This is a genomic window from Microbacterium sp. (assembly GCF_031178445.1).
Lineage (GTDB): Bacteria > Actinomycetota > Actinomycetes > Actinomycetales > Microbacteriaceae > Microbacterium.
In genome coordinates this window covers 464182-488468 of sequence record NZ_JAPSIY010000002.1, presented here as the reverse complement: position 1 = coordinate 488468, position 24287 = coordinate 464182, and the positions used below count along the sequence as shown (strand labels likewise).

Here is a 24287-nt window from a genome sequence, read left to right as displayed (position 1 = left end):
CGCGCAACCGGGCGATGCCCCACGCGTCGAGCGATCGGCCGATTCCGCCGCATCCGATCCCGGCTTCGCCGCGGCGATGGACACTCCCGTGCGCTCGGCAATGGTGCACCTGCGCTGGGCCACGCCCGGCATCCCTGTCGCGGAGTGCAACGCTCACCCCTTCCAGGCGGGCGACCTGGCGTTCGAGCACAACGGATCGCTGAAGCCGCTCGACGACCTGCGGGCCATGCTCTCCCCCGAGTTCCGTGCTCAGCTGCGCGGTGACACCGACAGCGAGATCTACTTCGCGCTGATCCGCGAGCAGCTGGCGCTGGGGTTCGATCTGCATGACGCCGCGGCCAGGGTGGCCGGCCGGCTACGCGTGGAGTTCCCCTTCGCCAGCCTGAACGCCATCCTGCTCGACGCCGAGCAGCTGGTCGTCGTGCACGCCAGCGCACGCAGCATCCTCTCCGAGCGCGACCTGAGCGAGATCTCCCGGCATCCTCACCTTCCCGACGAGCACAACGAGGACTACTTCGCGCTGCGGTGGACGCGCACGCGCGACGGCGTGCTCCTCATCGGGTCGACCGGCGTCGCCGCCGACGATTGGCGCCCCCTTCCGGCGGAAGCCGTGACGGCGATCCGCCTCGACGACGGCAGCAGCACCTCGATCGAGCTCGAGGGCAGCGCAGTCATGCAGCACTGAGCCACCCGGCGCTAATATCGAGGGGTCCGGCCCTCGCGGCCGGTGCCCGAAAAAGGGGCACGAAGCACTCGAGCGACGACGCGTGAGCGGCGAGACACATACGGACCTCTCCGTTCTCGTCTTGAAAGGCTTCGCCATGCCCACGGTCTCCGCCCACGTCGCCCTCACTCTCGCCCAGCACATCGACCACGTCTTCGGGGTGATGGGCAACGGCAACGCGTACTTCCTCGACGCGCTCGAGTCCCACACGGATGCCGTGTTCACGGCCGTGCGCCACGAACAGGGCGCAGTCGTCGCCGCCGATGCGCACTTCCGTGCCTCTGGCCGCATCGCAGCGGCCACGTCCACGTACGGCGCCGGTTTCACGAACACGATCACGGCCCTCGCCGAGGCGGTGCAGGCTCACGTGCCCCTGGTGCTCGTCGTCGGCGACGAACCGACCTCCGGTCCGCGCCCCTGGGATGTCGACCAGATCGCACTGGCCTCGGCGGTCGGCGCCAGGACGTACACCACCGGGCGCGCGGATGCCGCGGCGACCACGGTCATCGCGATCGAGCACGCCCTCACCTACCGGGTGCCCGTCGTGCTCGCCATCCCGTATGACGTCGCTGCGCTCGAGGCCGGCCCCGTGCCGGAGGCTCCGTCGCCGCGCATCCCCGCGTCGGTCGCCCCGCGCGGCGAGTTCGCCGAGGGGATGATCGACGAGATCGCCGATGCGCTGCGATCCGCTCGGCGGCCCTTCCTGCTGGCCGGTCGCGGCGCCTGGCTGGCCGGGGCCAGCGACGCGCTCGGGGCACTGGCCGACGCCACGGGAGCCCTCACCGCATCCACAGCCCTCGGCCGAGGCGTCTTCCCCGATGAACGGTACGACCTCGGAGTGACCGGCGGTTTCGGAGCGGACGGCGCGATGGCGCTGGTGCGGGAAGCGGATGTGGCGGTCGTCTTCGGAGCCTCGCTCAACCAGTTCACGATGCGCTTCGGCGAGCTGTTCGCGCCGGGCACGCGGGTGTTCCAGGTCGATGTGGCCCCGGCGGCGACACATGCGCACGTCGGCGGATTCGTGCGCGCGGATGCCCGGGTCGCGGCCGAGGCGATGGTTCAGCGGCTGCAGGTGTCGCACCAGCGGCGCCCGGCCGAGCGTCTCGCACGGGAGAATGCGCCTGCCGCGGACGAATCGGCCGAGAACGTCGGCGCGAAGCGCACTTCCCCGCGCGAAGCGCACACGCCCACCTGGCGCGAGAGCGTCGATGTCACTGCCGCCCGCGCGTACGCCCACGGCAGCCCGTTGGCCGCCGACGGCCGACTCGACCCGCGCTCGGCAGCACGTCGTATCGCCGAGCTGCTGCCCGAGGAGCGCATCGTCGTGTCGGACGGCGGGCACTTCATCGGCTGGGCGAACATGTACTGGCCGGTTGCAGCGCCCGACCGCATGATGATGGTCGGCACGGCCTTCCAGTCCATCGGCCAGGGATGGCCGAGCGTCGTCGGTGCGACTCGCGCCAGGCCCGAGGCGACCGTGATCCTCACCTCCGGCGACGGCGGCGGGTTGATGGCGATCGCCGATCTGGAGTCGGCGGTGCGGGCCGCGGCCGGCCGCGGCATGGCGGTGATCTGGAACGACGCCGCGTACGGCGCGGAGGTGAACCTCTACGGGCTCAAGGGCCTGGCCGAGGGACCGATGCGCATCCCCGAGGTCGACTTCGCCGCCTTCGGTGCCGCCGTCGGCGCCGAGGGCGTCGTGGTGCGGACCCTCGACGATCTCGACCGGCTGCGCACGTGGACGGCAGAGGATCCTGCGAAGCGGCGGTTCCTGGTGCTCGACCTGCGTATCTCCGGCGACGTCATCGCTCCGTACCAGCAGGAGATCATCCGCGTGAACTCCTAGAGTCGGCAGCTGCGGCTCAGATCCAGCCCTTGTCCTGCGCGATGCGCACCGCCTGGGCGCGGTTCGAGGCACCGACCTTGCCGATCGCCGCCGAGAGGTTGTTGCGCACCGTCCCCGCCGAGAGGAACACCTCGGCAGCGATCGCCGCCGCGCTGCGTCCGTCGGCCGCGAGCCTCAGAACCTGGCGTTCGCGCTCAGACAGCGGGTTCGCGCCTTCGAACAGGCTCGCTTCGGCGAGCGCGGGATTCACCACGCGAAGCCCGGCATGCACCCGGCGCACGGCGTCGGCGAGCTGCTCCGCGGGCGCGTCCTTCACCACGAAGCCACTCGCGCCGGCCTCCAGTGCCGCCCGCAGGTAGCCGGGCCGCGCGAAGGTCGTCACGATGAGCACCCGTGTGCCCCCGCTGGCGCGCCGGATCGCCTGCGTCGCAGCGATCCCGTCCATGCCCGGCATCTGAATGTCCATGAGGCAGACGTCCGGAGCAGTCCCGGCCACCACCTGCACCGCCTCCTGACCGTCTGCGGCGACGCCGACCACCGTCAGGTCGTCCTCCATCTCCAGCAGCGCGGCGAGGGCGCCGCGCAGCATCGCCTGGTCGTCGGCGATCACCAGCCGGATCGCCGCAGCGTCGTTCACCACGTCACCTCCACGCGCGTACCTCCGCCCTCCGCGGCGACGACGGCGAGCTCCGCCCCGCCCGCGTTCGCCCTCTCACGCATACCGCGCACGCCGTTGCCCTCGGAGCCGATCAGCCCGCGTCCGTCATCGATCACGGCGAATCCGCCTGGCGCGATGCGCACCGTCACCGTTGACGCCTCGGCATGGCGGAGGACGTTCGTCGTCGCCTCCCGAAGGATCCAGCTCGCGGTCAGCGACTGCGCGGGCGAGAGCGCCGCTTCCTCCCCCTGCACCCGCATCGTGATGTCGGCCGCATGCAGCGCACGGCGGCAGGAGGCCAGCTCGTCGGCGAGCGCGGCCGTGCGCACGTCGGCGACCGTGGCGCGTACCCCGGCGATCGCCTCGGCGGTGAGCGCTTCGATGTCGGCGAGCTCGGACTTGGCCCGCTCGGGATCGCTGTCGATGAGGCGTCTGACCAGCTGCGCCTTGAGGCTCACCACGGTTAGGGAATGCCCTACGAGATCGTGCACGTCACGCGCCACCGCCTCGCGCCCCTCGCTGGTCGCGAGTTCGAGCCCGAGCCGTTCCGCCTCGTCCGAGCGGATGATCAGGGTCGTCGAGACGGTGTTGACCACCCCCAGCATCACGATGATCGCCAGCACCGAGAGGTACGACATCCCGCCGGGGACGGCGAACACGATCATCGCGGTGATCGCGACGCAGACCGAGACGGTGACCCAGTGCGCCAGGCGCGTCAGACCGTACGAGGCGAAAGACATGATGAACGGCAGGAAGCTCAGCGCCGACCCGCCCGCGGCGGGCACCGCCAGCGCCGCGCACACCATGAGCCCGCCGAAAGCCGCCCATTGGACGGGCTTCGGCGGGGTGGTGAGCCCACCACCGCCGAAGCTCATCCCGTTGACGAACCCGGCGACGTAGATCACGACGAAGGCGGCCAGCGCGACCCAGCCCGTCACGACCCATGCCTGTTCGGCCGTGGATCGCAGCAGTGCCAGCACCGGGTAGAAGAGGAAGACCAGCCAGACAACGGCCATCAGCCAGCCGAACCGCTCCCATGGCGATCCCGCACCGCGCTGGCGGGACGGGATCGGCAGGGGACGGTGATGCGTCATGCTGTCGACACTATCGGCGGGCTCGTGACCGCTTGACACCGACGGTCACGAGGATGGCGAACACGATCACCCAGGCGGCGATGTTGACGAAGACCATCCACAGCGGATCGGTCTGCCCGGTGGTGAGTGCGCCCTCGGTCAGCGGCCAGCGGCTGAGCGAGACGAAGCCGTAGAGCGGGGTGAACCGGGCGATGTCGAGCATCACGCCGTCGAGTGGCAGGAACACGTTGCCGAAGAAGGCGAAGAACGTCATCGAGATCGATGCCAGGGCGGCAGCCGTGTCGGAGTTGAAGAACAGCCCGACACCCAACCCGTACAGGCCGAACATGAGCCCGATGCCGATGATGATGCCCGCGGTCGCCCACCACCGCCAGGCCTGGGTCGCCTCGGCTCCGGTGAGGAGGCCCGCGGCGAAGACCGCAAGGGCCGCGAGCGCCGCGAATGCGATCGCGGTCAGCAGCTTCGTCGTCGCGTATCCGGCTGTGCCGAGAGGCGTCATGGCGAGCTGGCGCCCCCAGCCCTGTTTCGCCTCCGTTGCGGCCAGCGAGGTGAGCGAGCTCATCGCGACGGCCGTTCCGTACGCCGCCATCGACACCATGACGTAGAAGGCGACGTTGCCGTTGCCTGCGGATGCCGAGGCGTAGTCGGCGGTCGCTCCGAACAGCAGGTACATCGCGACGGGCATCGCGAGCGTGAACGCGAGTGTGTACGGGTTTCGCAGCTGTCGCGTCGCCTCGATGCGAAGCATCGTGGATGAGATCGTCATGGTCATCGTCAGTCCTCCGTGAGGGCGGTGAAGGCGGTTTCGAGGGTGGGTGCGGCGATCTCGAGGTCGTGCGCTCCGGCGTTCAGAAGCGCGGATGCCGCGGCGTCCGAGTCGAGCGCGCGCAGGCTCACCCGCATGGCATCCACCCGGACGTCGCTGATGCCGCGGGTGTCCCGCAGGTGGCGTACGAGCGCGTCGCCTCCACCCGCGGGGAGGTTCGCCGCGAGCGTCCGCCCGCCGAGGCTCGCGCGCAGCTGCGCGGTCGGGGCGTCGGCGACGATGCGGCCTCTGTGCATCACCACTGTCCTGCGGGCGAACTGCTCGGCCTCCTCGAGGTAATGGGTAGCGAACACGATGGTGCGCCCGCCGTCCGCGTCAGCGCGCATGACGTCCCAGAAGTTCCGGCGCGCGGTGACGTCCATGCCGGCGGTCGGCTCATCGAGTACGAGGATGTCGGGGTCGGCGACGAGCGCGAGCGCGAACTTGACCCGCTGCTGCTCGCCGCCCGAGCACTTCGCGATGCGGCGACGCACGAGCGCGCCGAGCCCGGTACGGTCGATCACGTCTGGCACGCGCGCCAGCGCCTCGCGCCCGTGAAGCGACGCGATGACCTCGACCGTCTCGCGGACAGTCAGATCCGACAGCAGACCTCCGGTCTGCAGCACCGCTGCGACGACCCCGTCCCTGGCCGCCTTCGCCGGCATCTGCCCGTAGACCGAGACGGTGCCAGCGGTGGGATCCGTGAGACCGAGCAGCATGTCGAGCGTCGTCGTCTTGCCCGCCCCGTTCGGCCCGAGCAGCGCGACGACCTCGCCGCGACGGATGCGGAGGTCGAGTCCGTCGACGGCTTTCACCGTGCGCTCGCCCGAGCCGAAGTGCCTGCGCAGGCCCTCGACGGCGACCGCCGTGTCGGGTGCGGATCGAGTCGGCGCGAGCTCGTCCGGTGCTGTGATGATGTCGGCTGCTGTGGTCATGCCTCCAGCCTGGTCAACGGACGCGCCTGAGTCCGGAGGGCCGTGTCATCTCCTTTTCATGACACGTGTCACGCCGCGAGCGCGCCCGTGGCGCAGCTTCAGGACGCCGGCAGCAGGGCGCCCTCGATGAACCGCTCGAGCTCGTCGACCGCATCGAGCGGCAGGATGGCTGCGACGTACTGATCGGGGCGCACGACGACCACGACACCATCCCGTGACAGCTCGCGCTCGGCGAAGATATCGCGCGTGCACCAGACGGTGGTGCCCGCGGCGAACACCTTCTCCCAGTCGGTCAGGCCGTACGGTCCCGTCTTGGGCAGGAACAGCGCGTGCGCATCGGTGATCTCCAGCTCGTCGTATCGCTGCTGGTAGACAGCCTTCACATCGAAGACGGCGTCGACGTCGCCGTCCGCCGGGGTGAAGCGCGCGAACACCGGCTCGGCGGCCTTCGCCCAGGCGGCCAGTCGCGACGCATCCGCATCCGCGAAGGCGTACACACGCCAGCGTCCGTCTGCCTTCGCGTGGTGACCGAGGTGCACGGCGTTGCCGTCGGCGACGCGCGTCACCTCGACCGACTTGAAGCGCTTGCCCAGCGGGAATCCGACCGCGAGGTCCTGGTGACCGCCGTCCGACACGATCATGGAGGCCGCGTACTGGGTCATGAACCCCGACGGGAACTCCGCCGTCGCGAGGTAGTACGTCGCGAGATCCTGCGGGTCGGAGATCTCCTCGGGCTTCCGCGCCATCAGGCTCGACCACTCCCGGTCGAAGTCGATCAGCTGCTGCGCGACAGGGCGGCGCTCTGCGGCATAGGTGCCGAGCAGCTCTTCGGGTGCGCGGCCGGTCAGCACGTGGCCCAGCTTCCAGCCGATGTTGAAACCGTCCTGCATCGACACGTTCATGCCCTGCCCCGCCTTGGCGCTGTGCGTGTGGCACGCATCGCCGGTGAGGAAGACGCGCGGCGTGCGTCCCGAGCCGTCGATGACGTCGTCGAAACCGTCGGTGACGCGGTGACCGACCTCGTACACGCTGTGCCAGGCGACTTCCTTCACATCCAGGGTGTACGGATGCAGGATCTCGTTCGCCTTGGCGATGATCGCCTCCAGCGGCGTGCGCCGCACCTGGCGGTTGTCACCCTCCGCCACCTCGCCGAGATCGACGTAGACCCTGCTGAGGTACCCGCCCTCCCGAGGGATGTGCAGGATGTTGCCCGCCTCGGCGTTGATCGCGCATTTCGTGCGCCAGTCGGGGAAGTCGGTGTTCACCAGCACGTCCATCACACCCCAGGCGTGCGACGCCATGACGCCCACGTGCTTGCGCCCGATGGCCTCACGCACACCGCTGCGCGCGCCGTCGCAGCCGACCACGTACTTGGCGCGGATCGTGCGCTCCTCGCCGGTCGCGTGCCTGACGCGCACTTCGACGGGGTGCTCCCCCGTCTCGTGCACGGTCAGCCCCAGGAACTCCATCCCGTAGTCGGGCACGATCCGGCCGGGACCGTGCGCTGCCGCCTCGGCGAAGTAGTCGAGCACGCGCGCCTGGTTGACGATGAGGTGCGGGAACTCGCTGATCTTGAGACCGTAGTCCTCGGTGCGCGAAGTGCGGATGATGTTCGCCCTGTTCTCGGGGTCAGGCCCCCAGAAGTTCATCCAGCCGATGTTGTAGGCCTCTGCGACGATGCGCTCGGCGAAACCGAACGCCTGGAACGTCTCGACGCTGCGGGGCTGGATGCCGTCGGCCTGACCGAGGACCAGGCGGCCTTCGCGCTTCTCGATGATCCGCGTCGAGACGCCGGGGAACTGCGACATCTGTGCCGCCAGCAGCATCCCGGCGGGCCCGGAGCCGACGATGAGCACGTCCATCTCGTCGGGAAGGTCGGCGGGCCGGTCGACCCCGAGTCCTTCGGCCGGCAGCACGCGTGGGTCTCCGGAGACGTAGCCGTGGTGGTGGAACTGCATCGCTTCTCCTCGGGTGCGGGGCGGATGCCGCAGCATCCGCCCCGACGATTTGCTCAGGCCCTGGCGAGGCCGTGGATCGGGCTGATCGACTGCTCAGCCTCATGGTCGGGGCCGAGCGGGATGCCGCTGCGGTCCCGCAGCAGCAGGGTCGCGACGAGCCCGAGAACCGTCATCCCGGCGAGATACCAGGTGACCGCCATCGTCGTGCCCGTCGCCTGCACGAGCGCCGTGGCGATGGTCGGCGCGAACGCGCCACCCGCGATCGCGCCGATCGCGTACGAGATCGAGACGCCCGAGAAGCGGATGCTCGCCGGGAACAGCTCGGTGTACAGCGCCGCCTGCGGCCCGTAGGTGAAGCCGAGCCCGATGGTCAGGATCGCGAGACCGGCGAACAGCAGGCCGACGCTGCCGGTGTTCACCAGCGGGAACAGCGCGAAGACTCCGCCGAGCTGCAGCACCCAGCCGATGATGTATGTCGTGCGGCGGCCGAGCCGATCGGAGATCCAGCCGGCGACCAGGGTCGACAGCAGCCAGGTCACGGCGGATCCGGTCACAGCCCAGAGCACCGGTCCGCGCTCGAGCCCGAGCGGGCCGTCGGGGTCGGTGGAGTAGTTCTGGATGTAGCCGCCCGTGGTCATGTAGCCGACGGCGTTGTTGCCTGCGAACACCAGCGCGGCGATGACCACCAGCAGAAGGTGCTTGCGGAACAGCTGCACGATCGGCATCTGCGCCTCCTCCTTGCGCTCGGCGAGTTCGGTGAAGACGGGGCTCTCCTCCACGCGACGGCGCACGTAGTAGCCGACGAGGATCAGCACGACGCTCAGCAGGAACGGGATGCGCCATCCCCAGGCGACAAACTGCTCTCCGGGGGCGATGGCCGTCATGATGGCCATCACACCCGAGGCGAGCAGCAGACCGAGGGGGACGCCGATCTGCGGCGAGGCGCCGAAGATGCCGCGCTTGGCCTTCGGCGCGTGCTCGACGGCCATCAGCACCGCACCGCCCCACTCGCCGCCGGCGGACAGTCCCTGCAGGATTCGCAGGACCACGAGCATGATGGGCGCGGCGATGCCGATCGCGTCGTACGTCGGCAGAACGCCGATGAGTGCTGTGGCGGCTCCCATCAGGATGAGCGTCCACATCAGCACCGCCTTGCGGCCGACCTTGTCTCCGAAGTGCCCGGCGAGGAAGGCGCCGAGCGGCCGGAAGAGGAAGCTCACGCCGACCGTGGCGAATCCGATCAGGACGCTGTTCGCGCCGAGCGGGGCGAAGAAGAGCTGGCCGAAGACCAGGCCGACGGCGGTCGCATAGATGAAGAAGTCGTACCACTCCACGGTGGTGCCGACCACGGTGGCGAACACCACCCGACGGCGATCCGTCGGGCTTGCGATGGTTCCTGTCGGCGTGAATCCGGGGGAACCGGGCTGATCGCTCATGAGAACTCCTTGACGTCATTGTCCGGCGGCGACGGGATGCTTGCCACCTGGCCCGTTGATCATATACGATTTGAGATACAACGCACAAGGCACCGCCGAACCGGTGCGGACGAAAGCGCGAGGAGGCGCCACGTGACGCAGATCACCCGACCAGGCAAGATCATCGCGATCCACCTGAGCTACGCCTCCCGTGCGCAGCAGCGCGGTCGTCGCCCCGCCGCCCCCTCCTACTTCTTCAAGCCGGCCAGCTCGGTCGCCTGCTCCGGCGGCACGGTCGAGCGCCCGGCCGGTACCGAGCTGCTCGCTTTCGAGGGCGAGATCGCACTGATCATGGGCACGGCCGCGCGACGTGTGCCGATCGACGAGGCCTGGTCGCACGTGGCCGCCGTCACCGCGGCCAACGATCTCGGCCTGTACGACCTGCGCGCCAACGACAAGGGGTCCAACGTGCGCTCCAAGGGCGGCGACGGGTACACCCCGCTGGGGCCAGAGCTCATCGACGCAGCATCCGTCGATCCCTCCGCACTCCGCGTGCGCGCCTGGGTCAACGGCGAACTCCGGCAGGACGACACGACCGAGCGGCTGCTCTTCACTCTTCCGCAGCTCGTCGCCGACCTGTCGCAGCACTTCACCCTCGAGCCGGGCGACGTCATCCTCACCGGAACGCCGGCGGGCTCGTCCGTGATCGTGCCCGGCGACGTCGTCGAGGTCGAGGTGGATGCTCCGAATGCCGCGGGCGCGCCCACCTCGGGGCGCCTGCGCACGACCGTCGTGGAGGGCGAGATCCCGTTCGACCCCGCGCTGGGTTCGATGCCGGCGGTGGACGATCTGCAGCGCGAGGAGGCGTGGGGGTCGCGTGAGGCGGCCGGCCTGCCCACCGCAGCCCCCGCACGACCGGCGCTGTCAGCCGAGCTGCGCGCCAAGCTGCTCGAGGCGCCGACCGCAGGCCTGTCGAGCCAGCTGCGCAAGCGCGGCCTGCACTCCTGCTTCATCGACGGGGTCACCGCGAACCTCCCCGGTACGAAGATCGTCGGCGTCGCCAAGACCCTGCGCTTCGTCCCTGCCCGCGAGGACCTCTTCGCAAGCCACGGCGGCGGGTACAACGCGCAGAAGCGCGCGTTCGACGCCGTCGCCGAGGGCGAGGTCATCGTCATCGAGGCCCGTGGGGACGCGAGCACCGGCACGCTCGGAGACATCCTCGCCCTGCGCGCCAAGACCCGCGGCGCGGCCGGAGTCGTGACCGACGGCGGGGTGCGCGACTTCGATGCCGTCGCCGAGATCGGCCTGCCCGTGTTCTCGAAGGGCGCCCACCCCTCGGTGCTCGGCCGCAAGCACGTGCCGTGGGAGGTCGACGTGACGATCGCCTGCGGCGGCGCGGCGGTGCAGCCCGGAGACATCATCGTCGGCGACGGCGACGGCGTGATCGTCATCCCCGCCGCCCTCGCCGAAGAGGTGGCCGACGCGGCCATCGCGCAGGAGACCGAAGACGTGTGGATCGCCGAGCAGGTCGCCGCCGGTCACCCCGTCGACGGACTGTTCCCGATGAACGCCGAGTGGCGCGCGAAGTACGAGGCCAGGGAGGGCGCATGACCGCCGTCCGTCCCGCGAGCAAGTCGGAGCAGGCCTATACCTGGGTCCGCGAGCGCATCGCCGCCCACGCCTTCGGACCCGGGTACCGCCTCGTGCTCGGCGACATCGCCGACCAGCTGAAGATGAGCGTCGTGCCCGTCCGTGAGGCCATCCGCCGCCTCGAAGCGGAGGGGCTGGTCAGCTTCGAACGCAATGTCGGTGCGCGTGTCACCCTCGTCGATGAGAGCGAGTACGCCCACACGATGCAGACCCTGGGAATCGTCGAGGGGTCGGCCACCGCCCTGTCGGCCCCGCTGCTCGATGCCGCGGCACTCGATCGAGCGGCGGACATCAACGATCGGATGCGGCGGCTGCTCGATCACTTCGACGCCCACGTGTTCACCGAGCTCAACCGCCAGTTCCATTCCGTGCTGTACGAGCCGTGCCCCAACCCTCAGGTGCTCGAGATGGTTCACCGCGGATGGGCGCGGCTCTCCGGCATCCGCGACACCACCTTCGCGTATGTGCCAGGGCGCGCGGAGCATTCGGTGGAGGAGCATGCCCAGCTGATCACGATGCTGCGCGAGGGCGCATCGCCGCTCGATATCGAACTCGCCGCTCGCAACCACCGCTGGCGAACCCTGGACGCATTCCTCCAGGCCCGCCATCCGAAGACGACCACCCCTGAAGAAGGACGATCATGACCGACGTGTACACACCGGCCGATCTGCCGGCCAAGATCCAGCACTACATCGACGGCGAGTTCGTCGACTCGATCGACGGTGACACCTTCGACGTGCTCAACCCGGTCACCAACGACGCGTACGTGCAGGCCGCCGCAGGCAAGAAGGCCGACATCGAGCGCGCCGTCGCCGCAGCACGCCGCGCGTTCACCGAGGGGCCATGGCCGAGGATGCTGCCGCGCGAGCGGAGCCGCGTGCTGCATCGCATCGCCGACATCGTCGAGTCGCGCGATGCCCGCCTCGCCGAGCTGGAGTCGTTCGACTCGGGCCTGCCGATCACGCAGGCCCTCGGCCAGGCTCGCCGCGCCGCCGAGAACTTCCGGTTCTTCGCCGACCTGATCGTTGCGCAGGCCGACGACGCGTTCAAGGTGCCGGGCAAGCAGATGAACTACGTCAACCGCAAGCCGATCGGCGTCGCGGGTCTGATCACGCCCTGGAACACCCCCTTCATGCTGGAGTCGTGGAAGCTGGGCCCCGCCCTCGCCACCGGCAACACCGTCGTGCTCAAGCCAGCGGAGTTCACCCCCCTGTCGGCGTCGCTGTGGGCCGGCATCTTCGAGGAGGCGGGCCTGCCGAAGGGCGTGTTCAACCTCGTCAACGGTCTGGGTGAGGACGCAGGGGACGCGCTCGTCAAGCACCCTGACGTGCCGCTCATCTCGTTCACCGGCGAGAGCCGCACCGGGCAGATCATCTTCGGCAACGCCGCCCCGCACCTGAAGGGCCTGTCGATGGAGCTGGGCGGCAAGAGCCCCGCCGTGGTCTTCGCGGACGCCGACCTCGACACCGCCATCGACGCCTGCATCTTCGGCGTCTTCTCGCTGAACGGCGAGCGCTGCACGGCCGGGTCGCGCATTCTCGTGCAGCGCGAGGTCTACGACGAGTTCGTCGAGCGCTTCGCGGCTCAGACGAAGCGCGTCAAAGTCGGCCACCCGCACGACCCGACCACCGAGGTCGGCGCGCTGGTGCATCCCGAGCATTACGACAAGGTGATGAGCTACGTCGAGCTGGGCAAGACCGAGGGCCGCCTGGTCGCCGGCGGTGGACGCCCTGACGGCTTCCCGACGGGCAACTACGTCGCGCCGACCGCCTTCGCCGATGTGGCACCGGACGCACGCATCTTCCAGGAGGAGATCTTCGGCCCTGTGGTAGCGATCACCCCCTTCGACACCGAGGACGAGGCGCTCGCCCTGGCCAACAACACCAGGTACGGCCTCGCGGCGTATATCTGGACGAATGATCTCAAGCGCGCGCACAACTTCGCGCAAGCCGTCGAGGCCGGCATGGTGTGGCTCAACTCCAACAACGTGCGCGACCTGCGCACGCCGTTCGGCGGGGTGAAGGCATCAGGGCTCGGTCACGAGGGCGGTTACCGCTCCATCGACTTCTACACCGACCAGCAGAGCGTGCACATCACGCTCGGCGAGCCGCACAACCCCGCGTTCGGCAAGCAGGACCTCGACGACCCGGATCCCCGCTGACTCACGCAAGGACGCTGACATGACCAACCGCGCAGACATGACCCTCACCTCCTCGGGCTTCTATGTGAGCCAAGAGGCCCCCATCCAGACCGAGAACCCCGTCGCGACCCCGAAGGCCTCCCCGCCCGACATCCTTCGGTGCGCCTACATGGAGCTGGTCGTCACCGACCTCGCCGCGTCCCGGGAGTTCTACGTCGACATCCTCGGGCTGTACGTCACAGAGGAGGACGAGAACGCGATCTACCTCCGCTCGACCGAGGAGTTCATCCACCACAACCTCGTACTGCGCAAGGGCGAGGTCGCGGCGGTCGCCGTGTTCTCGTACCGAGTGCGGTCGGAGGCCGATCTCGATAGGGCCGTCGAGTTCTACACCGAGCTCGGCTGCGATGTGCGCCGCAGTGAGGAGGGTTTCACGAAGGGCATCGGCGACTCGGTGCGCGTGGTCGACCCGCTCGGATTCCCCTACGAGTTCTTCCACCAGACAGAACACGTCGAGCGGATGTCGTGGCGCTACGACCTGCACATCCCAGGGGAGCTGGTGCGTCTCGACCATTTCAACCAGGTCACTCCCGACGTGCCGCGCGCGGTGAAGTTCATGCAGGATCTCGGGTTCCGCGTGACCGAGGACATCCAGGACGAGGAGGGCACCGTCTACGCCGCCTGGATGCGTCGCAAGCCGACCGTCCACGACACCGCGATGACCGGCGGTGACGGCCCTCGCATGCACCACGTGTGCTTTGCCACGCACGAGAAGCACAACATCCTCGCGATCTGCGACAAGCTCGGCGCACTGCGCCGCTCCGACGCGATCGAGCGCGGTCCGGGCCGCCACGGGGTGAGCAACGCGTTCTACCTCTACCTGCGCGACCCGGACGGCCACCGGGTGGAGGTCTACACGCAGGACTACTACACCGGCGATCCGGACAACCCCGTCATCACCTGGGACGTGCACGACAATCAGCGCCGCGACTGGTGGGGAAACCCTGTGGTCCCCTCCTGGTACACCGAGGCATCGCTCGTGCTCGACCTCGACGGGAACCCGCAGCCCGTGCGTGCGCGGACCGACTCCAGCGAGATGGCGGTGACGATCGGCGCCGACGGCTTCTCGTACACCCGTCGCGAGCAGGGCGAGGAGTCGATGCCGGAGTGGAAGCAGGGCGAGTACAAGCTGGGGCACCAGCTGTGACGCTGCCCGCCGAGACCATCGCGAAGCTCGCGGCGGAGCTGGCCGAGGCCGACCGTACGCACGGCGTGATCCCGCGGATCACCGCACGGTACCCGGAGGCCACGGTCGAGGACTCCTACGCGATCCAGGGTGTCTGGCGTGACGCGCAGATCGCCGCGGGGCGTCGGCTGGTGGGCCGCAAGATCGGGCTGACCTCGAAGGCCATGCAGCAGGCCACCGGCATCACCGAGCCCGACTACGGGGTCATGTTCGACGACACGGTGTACGAGTCCGGCGCCGAGATCCCGGTGGACCACTTCTCCAACGTGCGCATCGAGGTCGAGCTGGCGTTCGTGCTGAAGGAGTCGCTGGAAGGACCCGACTGCACCCTCGAGAAGGCCCTCGCCGCCATCGACTACGCAGTTCCCGCGCTCGAGGTGCTGAACTCTCACATCGAGCTCGAGGGGCGCACGATCGTCGACACGATCAGCGACAACGCCGCCTACGGGGCGATGGTGCTCGGCACGGTGCGCAGGCGCCCCGAAGAGATCGACCTGCGCTGGGTGCCAGGCGTGCTCTCGCGCAACGGCGAGATCGAGGAGACCGGCGTCGCCGCCGGCGTACTCGGGCACCCCGCCACCGGTGTCGCCTGGCTGGCGAACAAGTTCCACCAGCACGGGGCGCGTCTGGAGGCGGGCGAGGTCATCCTGGCAGGATCGTTCACCAGGCCCATGTGGGTCTCGCGCGGCGATGCCGTGCGGTGCGACTACCGCGAGATGGGAATCATCGAATGCCGCTTCGTCTAGAGCCCACCTTCCGCGATGCGCTCGCGGCGGCGGACCGCCCGCTGATCGGCATGTGGCTGAGCACCGGGTCTCCGCTGCTGGCCGAGATCGGTGCGGGAGCGGGTCTCGACTGGCTGCTGATCGACATGGAGCACGGACCCAACACCCTGACCTCCGTGCAGCAGCAGCTGCAGGTGATCGCCGCGTACCGGGTGCCGGCTCTCGTACGGGTGCCGTTCAACGATCCCGTGGTCATCAAGCAGGTGCTGGATGCGGGCGCACAGAACCTGCTCGTGCCCATGATCGCGTCCGCCGACGAGGCACGCGCGGCCGTGGCCGCCGTACGCTACCCGCCCGACGGCATCCGAGGGGTCGGGTCGGCTCTGGCCCGCAGCGGGCGATGGGGTCGCGTGGACCGGTACGTGCAGGAGGCATCGCAGCACGTGTCACTGATCGTGCAGGTGGAGTCCGGCGATGCGGTGGATGCGGCCGCTGAGATCGCCGCCGTGGATGGCGTGGACGGCGTGCTTGTCGGGCCCGCCGACCTGGCCGCGTCGATGGGATTCCCGGGCCAGCAGACGCACCCCGAGGTGCTGGCCGCCGTGCGCCGCGTTCTCGCGGCCGTGACCGCTGCCGGCAAGAAGGTCGGCGTGAACTCCTTCGATCCCGCCACGTCGGATGCATACCTCGCCGATGGCGCTGACTTCCTGTCGGCGAGCGCCGACGTCACGATCCTGGCCCGCGGTTCGGAGGCCCTCGCGGCGCGCTTCATCCCGGCATCCGGCGACGCGGCCGCCGAGACCTATTGAGCGCTGATCATCTCGCGGCGACGGCGGCCGCCGCCATCCGGGCCGCGAGGCCGCGGGCGGTCAGGGTCCGTGCGCCCGAAGCGTCCTGCACGATCGCCGCCATTCGCTCCGAGTAGCCGATGCAGTCCATGAAGATCCAGTCGCTGCCGCTCGCCCCGAGCGCGCTGCCCGCGGCTGCCAGCGCGGCGTCGTCTGCGGTGTACGGATCCACGGCGACGACCGTGACCTCGCGACCGAGATCGCGCCGCCACCGCGCCGCGATGTCGTCGACCTGGCGGGGAGTCGGTGCGAGCACGCCGAGGCGGTCGTCGCCGACCAGTGTCGTCGCCGCTCCCCTCGCCAGTCGCTCGGCCGTGTAGACGGGCACAGGCGAGCGCAACGAGGGCAGGTGCCCGGTGCACAGCACGAGGACGGCTCCGGCGCCGTCCTCGGCGACCGCGTCGACCGCACGCTGCACCAGCGGCAGCATCCGCTCCTCATCGAGCACGGCCGAGCCGCCGTCGCGCAGTCGGGAGACGAGCGCGGCCCTGCCCGGCTCCGGAGCCAAAGCGGCGATCCCAGCGGCGTCGAGTCCGTCGAGCGCACCGCGTTCGACGATTCGGATGCCGGGCAGCAACGGCTCGATGTCGGGGACCACGTCCACGCGCGGCGCCTGGCCGATGGTGACGCATCCGAGGATCATCCGGCCTCCTCCTCGGCCGCCGCGCGCAGGCCTGCCTCGACGACGGCGCGGCGCGAGGCGCGGTCACGGGCGGCGGCGGGATCGGGCTCGGGAACGGCGGCGAGCAGCGCCCGAGTGTACGGATCCCGCGGATCGGCGAGCACGTCGGCGCAGCGCCCGGATTCGACCACCTTCCCCTGGTTCATCACGATCACGTCGTCCGCCATGAACTCGACCACGGCTATGTCGTGCGAGATGAACAGATAGCTCAGGCCGAACTCGTCCTGCAGGTCCTTCATGAGGTTCAGCACCTGCGCCTGCACCGAGACGTCGAGCGCGGAGACGGGCTCGTCGCACACCACCAGGCGGGGCTTGAGCATGAGAGCCCTCGCGATGCCGATGCGCTGGCGCTGCCCGCCGGAGAACTCGTGCGGGTATCTGTCGGCGTGTGCGGCCTCGAGCCCCACGATCTCGAGCATCTCGCCGATGCGGCTGCGCAGTTCGCGGCGGCCGGGTCGCTGGTGCAGCTCGAGGGGCTCGGCCAGCAGCCGCCCGACGGTCCAGCGCGGGTCGAGTGAGGCGTAGGTGTCCTGGAAGACGATCTGCATCTGCGACCTTCGGCGGCGCATCTCATCGGGTGCGAGCCCGACGAGATCGACGCCGTCGTAGACCACGCTGCCGGCGGTCGGCTCGATGAGGCGCAGGGCGCAGCGGCCGGTGGTCGACTTACCCGACCCCGACTCCCCGACGATCGCGAGGGTCGTGCCCTCTTCGAGGTCGAGGTCGACCTCATCGACCGCACGGAAGGGCGGTTCGCCCCTGCGGGCTCCGCGCCGGGGGTACTCCTTGACGAGTCCCCTGATGCTCAGCAGCGTGCTCATGCATGCCCTGCTCTCTCGCTGACAGTGGGAAGCCTGCTCTTGCCGGCGTTGCGCGACGGCATCGACTCCAGCAGGCCGCGGGTATACGGATGCTCCGGCTCACGGAACAGGGTGTCGACGTCGGACTTCTCCACGATCTGCCCGCGCCGCATCACCACCACGCGGCGGCATGTCTGGGCGACGACCCCGAGATCATGCGTGACCAGCAGGATGGCGGTGCCGTGGCTCTCCTGCAGGTCGAGCATGAGATCGAGGATCTGCGACTGGGTGGTGACGTCGAGTGCCGTAGTCGGTTCGTCCGCGATGAGGAGGTCGGGCTCGCAGGACATCGCCATCGCGATCATCGCGCGCTGGCGCATACCGCCCGACAGCTGGTGCGGGTACGAATCGGCGATCTGCGCGGCGCGGTGGATGCCCACCATCTCCAGCAGTTCGACCACGCGCGCTGCGGCCTGTCGCCGGTTCAGCTTCAGGTGGCGGCGCAGCGGTTCGGCGATCTGGAAGCCGATGGTGAAGGCGGGGTTCAGCGCTGTCATCGGCTCCTGGAAGATGGTGCCGATCCGGCGCCCCCGGATCCGTCGCATGTGAGCGGCGCTGAAGCCGGCCATATCCTCGCCGTCGAACAGGATCCGCCCGCCGGTCATCCGCACCGCCCTGGTGGGCAGCAGCTGGATGATCGACATGGCGGTGAGGCTCTTCCCCGAGCCGGATTCGCCCACGATCCCGAGGGTCTCGCCGCGCTCGATGTCGAAGCTGATCCCGCCGACCGGCGTGCTGATGCCGTGCTGGGCGCGGACCTGGACGGTGAGGTCCTCGACACGGAGAAGAGCCGTCATGTTCGTCAGCCCGCCTTGCGCCCGAGGGTCTGCAGGTGGTGTGCGTTGCCGTACAGGTCGACGAGGTGGGCGAACTGCTCCGGGTCGTGGAACGCTACCTGTCCGGCACCGAAGTACTTGGCGGTCTCGACGGCGAACCGCGCGGCGAGTTCGATGTCGACCTCGTGGCTCGCTCCGGTGGCGCACCCGGCGACCGGCACGGCGGTGGTGATAGCCACGCCGACCACGGGCGCGGTGGTCGCCACCGCGGGCTGCAGGATCGAGTTGAGATGGTGCAGGTCGTTGCCGTAGGGCGTGATGTCCTGCGTGGCGAGGGGGAACACCACTGCGGGGACGCCTGTCACCGACTCCGCGATGCCGACGAGATCCTCGCTCGGCCGGAGGATGTAGCCCTCCTTGACCGTGGGCGAGATGGCGATTCCGCGGTGGTTGATCGTGCGATTGCCCTTGGTGGTGTCGATCGAGACGATGGCGTCCATCTCCTCGTCGACTTCGTGCCGGTTCATGGTGCCCATGTCGACAGGCGATCCCATGAACGGCACCGGATCGTGCGGCTCCGTCGGCGCCCAGCCGGTGACGTGGGTGGTGACGATGACGTCGCCGGGCAGCACGTCGCCGCGGGCCTTCATCTGCAGCAGCTTCGCGGCAGCCGAGAGAGCGGCGGCGGCGCCGTCGCCATCCGACACGAATCCGATCCGCTCCGGCCGCGCGCCCGCTCCGCCCAGACGGCCGATGACGCCCAGCGTGGGGGCCGACCCACCGCCGCGCTTACCGTCGGATCCGGGGATGACGACGCGCATGAAGTCGGTGGACTTCCCCGAGTCTCCGGTGATCGTCTCGACGTGGATCTCGACGCCCTCCGCGCCCTGGGCACGCAGGTAGGCGGCCAGGGCATCGCCCGACGTCTGCGGGGAGTCCAACAGGTCGACGACGTCGAGTACCTGATTCAGCATGCTTTTCTCTCTCTTCTTCGTGTCTGCCGGGGCCTCAGGAGGTGAGCCCGAGGTAGCGGATGGCGCTCAAGGCGTAGACCTTGGCGGCGAGGACGACGTCCGCGGCAAGCGCGCGTTCGTCGAAGCTGTGGATGGTCTGCAGATCGGCCGGGCCGTACTGCAGCACGGGGATGCCGTGGCTGCGGAACGTGCGGGCGTCGGAGGACGCCCATTGCAGCACGCCCTGCGCCTCGGGGTCGGAGAGCTCTCGCAGAGCGCCGACCAGCGTCTCGACGATGGGGTCGGTCGGCACGGTCCAGTTCGGCTCGCTCATGAAGCCGAGCGGCTCGAGTTCGGCTTCGATGCCCTCCTCGGCGAGGATCTCGCGCACGCGGGCGAGCACCTCGGCTCGGGAGAGTCCGATCGGCACCCTGGTGTCGAACTCGATCACGCAGGTGTCGGCGACGACGTTGGTCGACGTGCCGCCGGCGATGGTGCCGACGTTGATCGTGACGTGTTCGAACACGTCGGCCACCTCAGGGGCGTAGCCCTCGCGCTGCACCGCGAACCGCTTCGAGTCCGCGATCAGCTGGCGAACCTCCTCGGGCGCGTCCGGCGTCATGTCCCACAGCCGCTGCAGGGCGATGATCGCCCTGGCGCCGAGCAGGTTGGCGCTGGTGCCATGCACCGGCTGGAGGCTGCCGTGCCCCGGCCTGCCCTTGATGGTCAGGCGGAACCAGTTGCTGCCCTTCTGCCCGATGGTGGGGTGGTCGCGCTCGGCCGGCTCGGCGATGATGCCTCCGTCGGCGCCATCGAGCGCACCCTGGTCGAGCACCCAGTCGGCGCCGAGCCGCCCGCCGGTCTCCTCGTCGGGCACTGAGGCCAGCGACAGCCGGCCGGCGATCGGCACGCCGAGCCGCGCGAGCAGGATGAACACGTGGATGAGACCCGCCAGCCCGGCCTTCATGTCGCTGGCTCCGCGGCCGCGCAGCCAGCCGTCGACCACGTCGCCGGCGAACGGAGGGAACGACCAGCGGCTGACGTCCCCCACGGGGACGACGTCATGGTGTCCTGCGAAGACGAGGTGTCGCTGCCCCTCGCCCTTCTCACCGCGATGCGCGACGACGCTCACGCGCCCCTGACCGGCATCGAGGAGCTCCGCGTCGATGCCGGCACCGCGCAGATGGGCGGCGATGACGTCAGCGATCTCCGTGCAGTCTCCGGGAGGGTTCTCGCTCGGGGTGCGGATGAGGAGGCCGGCGAGCTCCAGAAGCTCGTCCGCCGTCTCTTCCACCGCCTCGAGGATCCGGGTCTCCCAGTCTGCCTGCATCATGCTCTCTCGTCTCTCTCGTCCGGTCGGGGGCGCGTGCGTGGTCACTCGGACTTGCTCAGCTGGAAGAAGCGGATCAGCCCGTCGGGGTACGAGGTGTAGCCCTCGAGGCCCTCATCGTGCGCGACAGCGATGTTGTACTCGTACAGGTACGCCCAGGGCGCTTCCTCGCTGATCAGCTCCTGCATCTCGCCGTACTTCTCGTTGCGCACCTCGGCGTCGGGCTCGGAGGCGGCCTCCTTCCACAGCTGGTCGACGCGTGCGTTCGAGTAGTTCATGTAGTTGCTGGTGCCGTCCGAGGTCATCAGCAGGCCCAGGTGGTAGCCGGGGTCGTTGACGAACGAGGTCCAGCGGCTGATGTAGGCCTGCACCTGCTTGCCGGCGAGCGCCTCGAGGAACTGCGCGCGGGCCATGTTGGTGATGTTCATGGTCACGCCGATCTTGGCGAGCTCCGACTGGATCAGCACCGCGTCGTCGTTCCAGTCCGAGAAGCCGGAGCCGAGCGTGAAGTCGAATGTGAACCCGTCGGGGTACCCGGCCTCGGCGAGCAGTGTCCTGGCCTTGTCGAGGTCGTACTCGGCCTCGTTGCCCTGCTCGGTGAATCCGGGCGTCGAGCTGGCGACCGACGAGCGCATCGGGCTGGCCTGTCCCTTCATCACGTCGTCGATGAGCTTGTCGTAGGGGATCGCGTACGTGATCGCCTCGCGCACCTTCGGGTCGTCGAAGGGAGCGATGGCGTTGTTCATCGCGAAGTACAGGATCTTGTTGCTGGGTCGGGAGTCGACGACGACGCCATCGCCTTCGAGGCCCTCGAGATCCTTCGGCGCGACCTCGAGCGCGGCGTCGACGGAGCCCTTCTTGAGCAGCTGCAGGCGGTTGGAGGGGTCCGTGATGAACTTCAGGTTCACCGTGCCGAGGGCGGGGGCTTCGCCCCAGTAGTCCTCGTTGCGGCTGAGCTTCGCCGCGCTGGCGGGGTCCCAGCTGTCGATGACATACGGGCCGGTGCCCGCGGTGTTGGTCGCCAGCCATTCGGCGCCGCCGTTCTTCTCGACGAGATCCATGTCGAGGATGGAGAACGAGTACATCGGCAGGATCTGCAGGAAGAGGTGGTTCGGCGCGGTGAGGGTGACGACGACCGTGTGCTCATCCGTCGCCTCGACGGTGGAGATCCCGGCCATGCCGTACAGGAAGCTGGCGGATGCCGAGGCTTCGATGTGCTCGAACGAGCGCACGACGTCATCGGCGGTGAGCTTCTTGCCCGACTGGAACGAGACGTCGTCGCGAAGCGTGAAGGTGTAGACGGTGTCGGTGTCGTCCACCTCCCATTCGGTCGCGAGCATGGGAGCGATCGTGGCGGTGTCCGACACGCGCTTGCCGTCGACCTCCTTGGTGCCGTAGGTGACGAGCTGGTCGTATGCCGCCACGACGAGCGTGTCGCTCGTGCCGTCGTTCGCCTCCGCCGGATCGAGGGTCTTTCCGCCCTCGGAGTATGCGATGGTCAGCGTCTGGTCCGCGCCTTGGGCGTCGGTGTTCGCATTGGAGTTCGCGTTCGCCACACAGCCGGCGGTCGACAGCACGACGGCGAGGGCGACTGCGGCGGCGGAGATCATTCTCTGCGTGCGCATGGAGTGGTGCCTTTCGTTGGGACGGGTTTCGGTGTCTCGTGACGTGCGGGGTCTCGTGGCCCCTGGCGTCAGCGAGCTGAGGTCCTCAGACGTGGATCGAGCACGTCGCGGAGGCCGTCACCGAGCAGGTTGAATCCGAGGATCGACGAGGCGATCGCGATGCCGGGGAACAGGGTCATCCACCACTCCCCCGAGATGATGTAGCCGCGGGCGTCGGAGATCATGACGCCCCATTCGGCGAGCGGCGGCTGGGCGCCGAGCCCGATGAAGCTCAGCGCGGCCGCGGTCAGGATCGCGTAGCCCATGCCGAGTGCGCAGCGCACGATGATCGGGACGAGGCCGTTGGGCAGGATGTGGCGGAACAGGATCACCGCGTCCTTGAGCCCGATCGCCCGCGACGACTCGACGAACTCCCGCTCGCGCAGCGACACGGTCTGGCCGTACATGATGCGGGCGAACTCGGGGATCCCGACGATGCCGACCGCGATCATGGCGCTGGCGAGCCCTGGGCCGAGAGCGACGGCGAGCGCCATGGCGAGGAGCAGGGAGGGGAAGGCGAGCAGCATGTCCATGACACGCATGATCGTCATGCCTATCGCACCACGGAAGTAGCCGGCGACAGCACCCAGCGGCACGCCGATCACCAGCGACACCGCGATCGCGATGACGCCTGTCCACAGTGAGACGCGGGCTCCGGCGAGCACGCGGGAGAACAGGTCGCGTCCGTAGTTGTCGGTGCCGAAGAGGTGCTCCGCCGACGGAGGAGCCAACAGCGGCCCGGCGTCCGTCATGTTGGGCGGATACGGCGACCACACGGCGGTGATCAGCCCGCCCAGCGTCCAGAACAGGATGATCCCCGCTCCGACCATGGCCGAGGGGTTGCGAAGCAGCAGTGTCAGAGCGGTGGTCCTGCCGCGGACGGGCCGCGCCTGCTGCTGGGCGATCGTGAGCGTGGTGGTCTCAGACATTGCGCACCTTCGGGTCGAAGATCCCCTGCGACAGATCGACGAGCAGGTTCACCACCAGGTAGATGATCGCGGCGACCAGGGTCATGGCCTGGACGGGCGCGTAGTCGGTCGCGTTGATGGATTCGACCACGTAGCCGCCGATGCCCGGCCAGCTGAAGATCGTCTCGGTGATCACGGCGCCCCCGAGGAGCTGTCCGAGCTCGAGGCCGACGATCGTGACGATGGAGGGAGCGGCGTTCTTGAGGGCGTGGCCGCCGACGACCCTGGCGGGTCCCATGCCCTTCGCCGCTGCCGTGCGGATGTAGTCCTGGCCCAGCACCTCGAGCATGGATGAGCGGGTCATGCGCGAGATGATCGCGACCGCTCCGACCGACAGCACCATCGCGGGCCAGATGAGGTGTGCCAAAGAGCTCTGCAGTGCGGCCGTGTCACCCGTCAGGATGCTGTCGATCACGTACAGGCCCGTGATGTGCGTCGGCGGGTTCAACGTGTCATCGATGCGGCCGACCGGTGCGGGGGCCCAGCCGAGGGTGCCGTAGAACAGCGAGATGACGAGAAGTCCCAGCCAGAACAGCGGCATCGACGCCCCGAGCAAGGAGATCACGCGCGTCGCATGGTCCGCCAGGCGGCCGCGCTGGGTCGCGCCGAGGATCCCGAGCGGAACTCCGATCAGGATGCCGATCAGCAGCGCGGTGACACCGAGCTCGACGGTGGCGGGGAAACGGGTGGCGAAGTCCTCGGCCACGGGGCGTCCGGTGTGCCACGCGTATCCGAGATCGCCGCGGAAGAGCCCCGTCAGATAGTCCCAGAACTGCACCCAGATGGGCTGATCGAAGCCCATCTGCTCACGCAGCTTGGCGACCACGGATTCGGCGGCGTTCTCTCCGGCGAGCGTCCGGGCCGGGTCGCCGGGGAGCACGCGGGTGATCACGAAGATGCACACGACGACTCCCAGCAGGGTGGGGATCATCGCCAGCACTCGGCGAGTTATGGTGCGCACTGCTCTCCTTGTCGATGACGACTTCGGGCGGGTGCGACCCACTATCCGG

The 24287-nt window shown here is 69.1% G+C and carries 22 protein-coding genes; 8 read left to right on the top strand and 14 right to left on the bottom strand.

Annotated features, from left to right (window positions below):
- Both RIN43_RS05090 and RIN43_RS05085 read left to right on the top strand, forming a co-directional pair.
- Positions 1-685: class II glutamine amidotransferase (locus tag RIN43_RS05090; RefSeq protein WP_309127799.1), on the top strand; the 685-nt coding region annotated here is incomplete at its 5' end.
- A 136-nt stretch (positions 686-821) separates the two neighbouring features.
- On the top strand, positions 822-2570 hold the full coding sequence (locus RIN43_RS05085) for a thiamine pyrophosphate-binding protein (RefSeq protein WP_309127798.1): 1749 nt from the start codon (positions 822-824) through the stop codon (positions 2568-2570).
- Between the two features lie 16 nt (positions 2571-2586).
- Here RIN43_RS05085 and RIN43_RS05080 read toward each other — a convergent pair whose 3' ends face one another.
- From RIN43_RS05080 to RIN43_RS05055, 6 genes are all read right to left on the bottom strand, one after another.
- Complete coding sequence (locus RIN43_RS05080; RefSeq protein ID WP_375163706.1) at positions 2587-3159, bottom strand: DNA-binding response regulator; 573 nt, start codon at positions 3157-3159, stop codon at positions 2587-2589.
- Positions 3160-3203: 44 nt separating this feature from the next.
- Positions 3204-4322: a sensor histidine kinase gene (locus RIN43_RS05075; RefSeq protein WP_309127796.1), complete on the bottom strand. Its 1119-nt coding sequence runs from the start codon at positions 4320-4322 to the stop codon at positions 3204-3206.
- A 10-nt stretch (positions 4323-4332) separates the two neighbouring features.
- Entirely contained in the window at positions 4333-5088 is a 756-nt protein-coding gene (locus RIN43_RS05070; protein ID WP_309127795.1) for an ABC transporter permease, read from the bottom strand.
- 8 nt (positions 5089-5096) lie between these two features.
- The gene (locus RIN43_RS05065; RefSeq protein WP_309127794.1) at positions 5097-6062 is read right to left on the bottom strand and encodes an ABC transporter ATP-binding protein; all 966 of its coding nucleotides are present in this window, start codon (positions 6060-6062) and stop codon (positions 5097-5099) included.
- 98 nt (positions 6063-6160) lie between these two features.
- Positions 6161-8020, bottom strand: a complete 1860-nt coding sequence (locus tag RIN43_RS05060) for an FAD-dependent monooxygenase (RefSeq protein ID WP_309127793.1) — start codon at positions 8018-8020, stop codon at positions 6161-6163.
- Between the two features lie 53 nt (positions 8021-8073).
- Positions 8074-9456 carry an MFS transporter gene (locus RIN43_RS05055; RefSeq protein WP_309127792.1) on the bottom strand — a complete coding sequence of 461 codons (1383 nt, stop codon included), beginning with the start codon at positions 9454-9456 and terminating at the stop codon, positions 8074-8076.
- A gap of 132 nt (positions 9457-9588) precedes the next feature.
- Here RIN43_RS05055 and RIN43_RS05050 point away from each other — a divergent pair, with 132 nt between their 5' ends.
- The 6 genes from RIN43_RS05050 to RIN43_RS05025 are packed head-to-tail and all read left to right on the top strand — an operon-like array spanning position 9589 to position 16005.
- Positions 9589-11046 carry a fumarylacetoacetate hydrolase family protein gene (locus RIN43_RS05050; protein WP_309127791.1) on the top strand — a complete coding sequence of 486 codons (1458 nt, stop codon included), beginning with the start codon at positions 9589-9591 and terminating at the stop codon, positions 11044-11046.
- Positions 11043-11729: a GntR family transcriptional regulator gene (locus tag RIN43_RS05045; RefSeq protein ID WP_309127790.1), complete on the top strand. Its 687-nt coding sequence runs from the start codon at positions 11043-11045 to the stop codon at positions 11727-11729. The genes RIN43_RS05050 and RIN43_RS05045 overlap by 4 nt, the downstream gene beginning before the upstream one ends.
- Positions 11726-13246, top strand: a complete 1521-nt coding sequence (gene hpaE / locus RIN43_RS05040) for a 5-carboxymethyl-2-hydroxymuconate semialdehyde dehydrogenase (RefSeq protein WP_309127789.1) — start codon at positions 11726-11728, stop codon at positions 13244-13246. Before RIN43_RS05045 ends, hpaE begins: the two co-directional genes overlap by 4 nt.
- 19 nt (positions 13247-13265) lie before the next feature.
- Positions 13266-14432 carry a 3,4-dihydroxyphenylacetate 2,3-dioxygenase gene (gene hpaD / locus RIN43_RS05035; protein ID WP_309127788.1) on the top strand — a complete coding sequence of 389 codons (1167 nt, stop codon included), beginning with the start codon at positions 13266-13268 and terminating at the stop codon, positions 14430-14432.
- Between the two features lie 2 nt (positions 14433-14434).
- Positions 14435-15217, top strand: coding sequence for a fumarylacetoacetate hydrolase family protein (locus RIN43_RS05030; protein WP_309127807.1), 783 nt, complete (start codon positions 14435-14437; stop codon positions 15215-15217).
- On the top strand, positions 15202-16005 hold the full coding sequence (locus RIN43_RS05025) for an HpcH/HpaI aldolase/citrate lyase family protein (RefSeq protein ID WP_309127787.1): 804 nt from the start codon (positions 15202-15204) through the stop codon (positions 16003-16005). Before RIN43_RS05030 ends, RIN43_RS05025 begins: the two co-directional genes overlap by 16 nt.
- 7 nt (positions 16006-16012) lie before the next feature.
- Here RIN43_RS05025 and RIN43_RS05020 read toward each other — a convergent pair whose 3' ends face one another.
- The 8 genes from RIN43_RS05020 to RIN43_RS04985 form a co-directional block, all read right to left on the bottom strand.
- The gene (locus RIN43_RS05020; protein ID WP_309127786.1) at positions 16013-16687 is read right to left on the bottom strand and encodes an AroM family protein; all 675 of its coding nucleotides are present in this window, start codon (positions 16685-16687) and stop codon (positions 16013-16015) included.
- On the bottom strand, positions 16684-17547 hold the full coding sequence (locus RIN43_RS05015; RefSeq protein WP_309127785.1) for an ATP-binding cassette domain-containing protein: 864 nt from the start codon (positions 17545-17547) through the stop codon (positions 16684-16686). Before RIN43_RS05015 ends, RIN43_RS05020 begins: the two co-directional genes overlap by 4 nt.
- The gene (locus RIN43_RS05010) at positions 17544-18383 is read right to left on the bottom strand and encodes an ABC transporter ATP-binding protein (RefSeq protein ID WP_309127784.1); all 840 of its coding nucleotides are present in this window, start codon (positions 18381-18383) and stop codon (positions 17544-17546) included. Before RIN43_RS05010 ends, RIN43_RS05015 begins: the two co-directional genes overlap by 4 nt.
- A gap of 5 nt (positions 18384-18388) precedes the next feature.
- Positions 18389-19336 (bottom strand): DUF1177 domain-containing protein, encoded by a 948-nt coding sequence (locus RIN43_RS05005; RefSeq protein ID WP_309127783.1) that lies wholly within the window; start codon positions 19334-19336, stop codon positions 18389-18391.
- Positions 19337-19370: 34 nt separating this feature from the next.
- A complete protein-coding gene (locus RIN43_RS05000) occupies positions 19371-20648 on the bottom strand; it encodes an ArgE/DapE family deacylase (protein ID WP_309127782.1) in 1278 nt (425 codons plus the stop codon).
- Between the two features lie 41 nt (positions 20649-20689).
- Positions 20690-22270 (bottom strand): ABC transporter substrate-binding protein, encoded by a 1581-nt coding sequence (locus RIN43_RS04995; protein ID WP_309127781.1) that lies wholly within the window; start codon positions 22268-22270, stop codon positions 20690-20692.
- Positions 22271-22338: 68 nt separating this feature from the next.
- Positions 22339-23238 (bottom strand): ABC transporter permease, encoded by a 900-nt coding sequence (locus RIN43_RS04990; RefSeq protein ID WP_309127780.1) that lies wholly within the window; start codon positions 23236-23238, stop codon positions 22339-22341.
- Positions 23231-24238, bottom strand: coding sequence for an ABC transporter permease (locus RIN43_RS04985; protein ID WP_309127779.1), 1008 nt, complete (start codon positions 24236-24238; stop codon positions 23231-23233). The genes RIN43_RS04990 and RIN43_RS04985 overlap by 8 nt, the downstream gene beginning before the upstream one ends.
- Between the last annotated feature and the right edge of the window lie 49 nt (positions 24239-24287).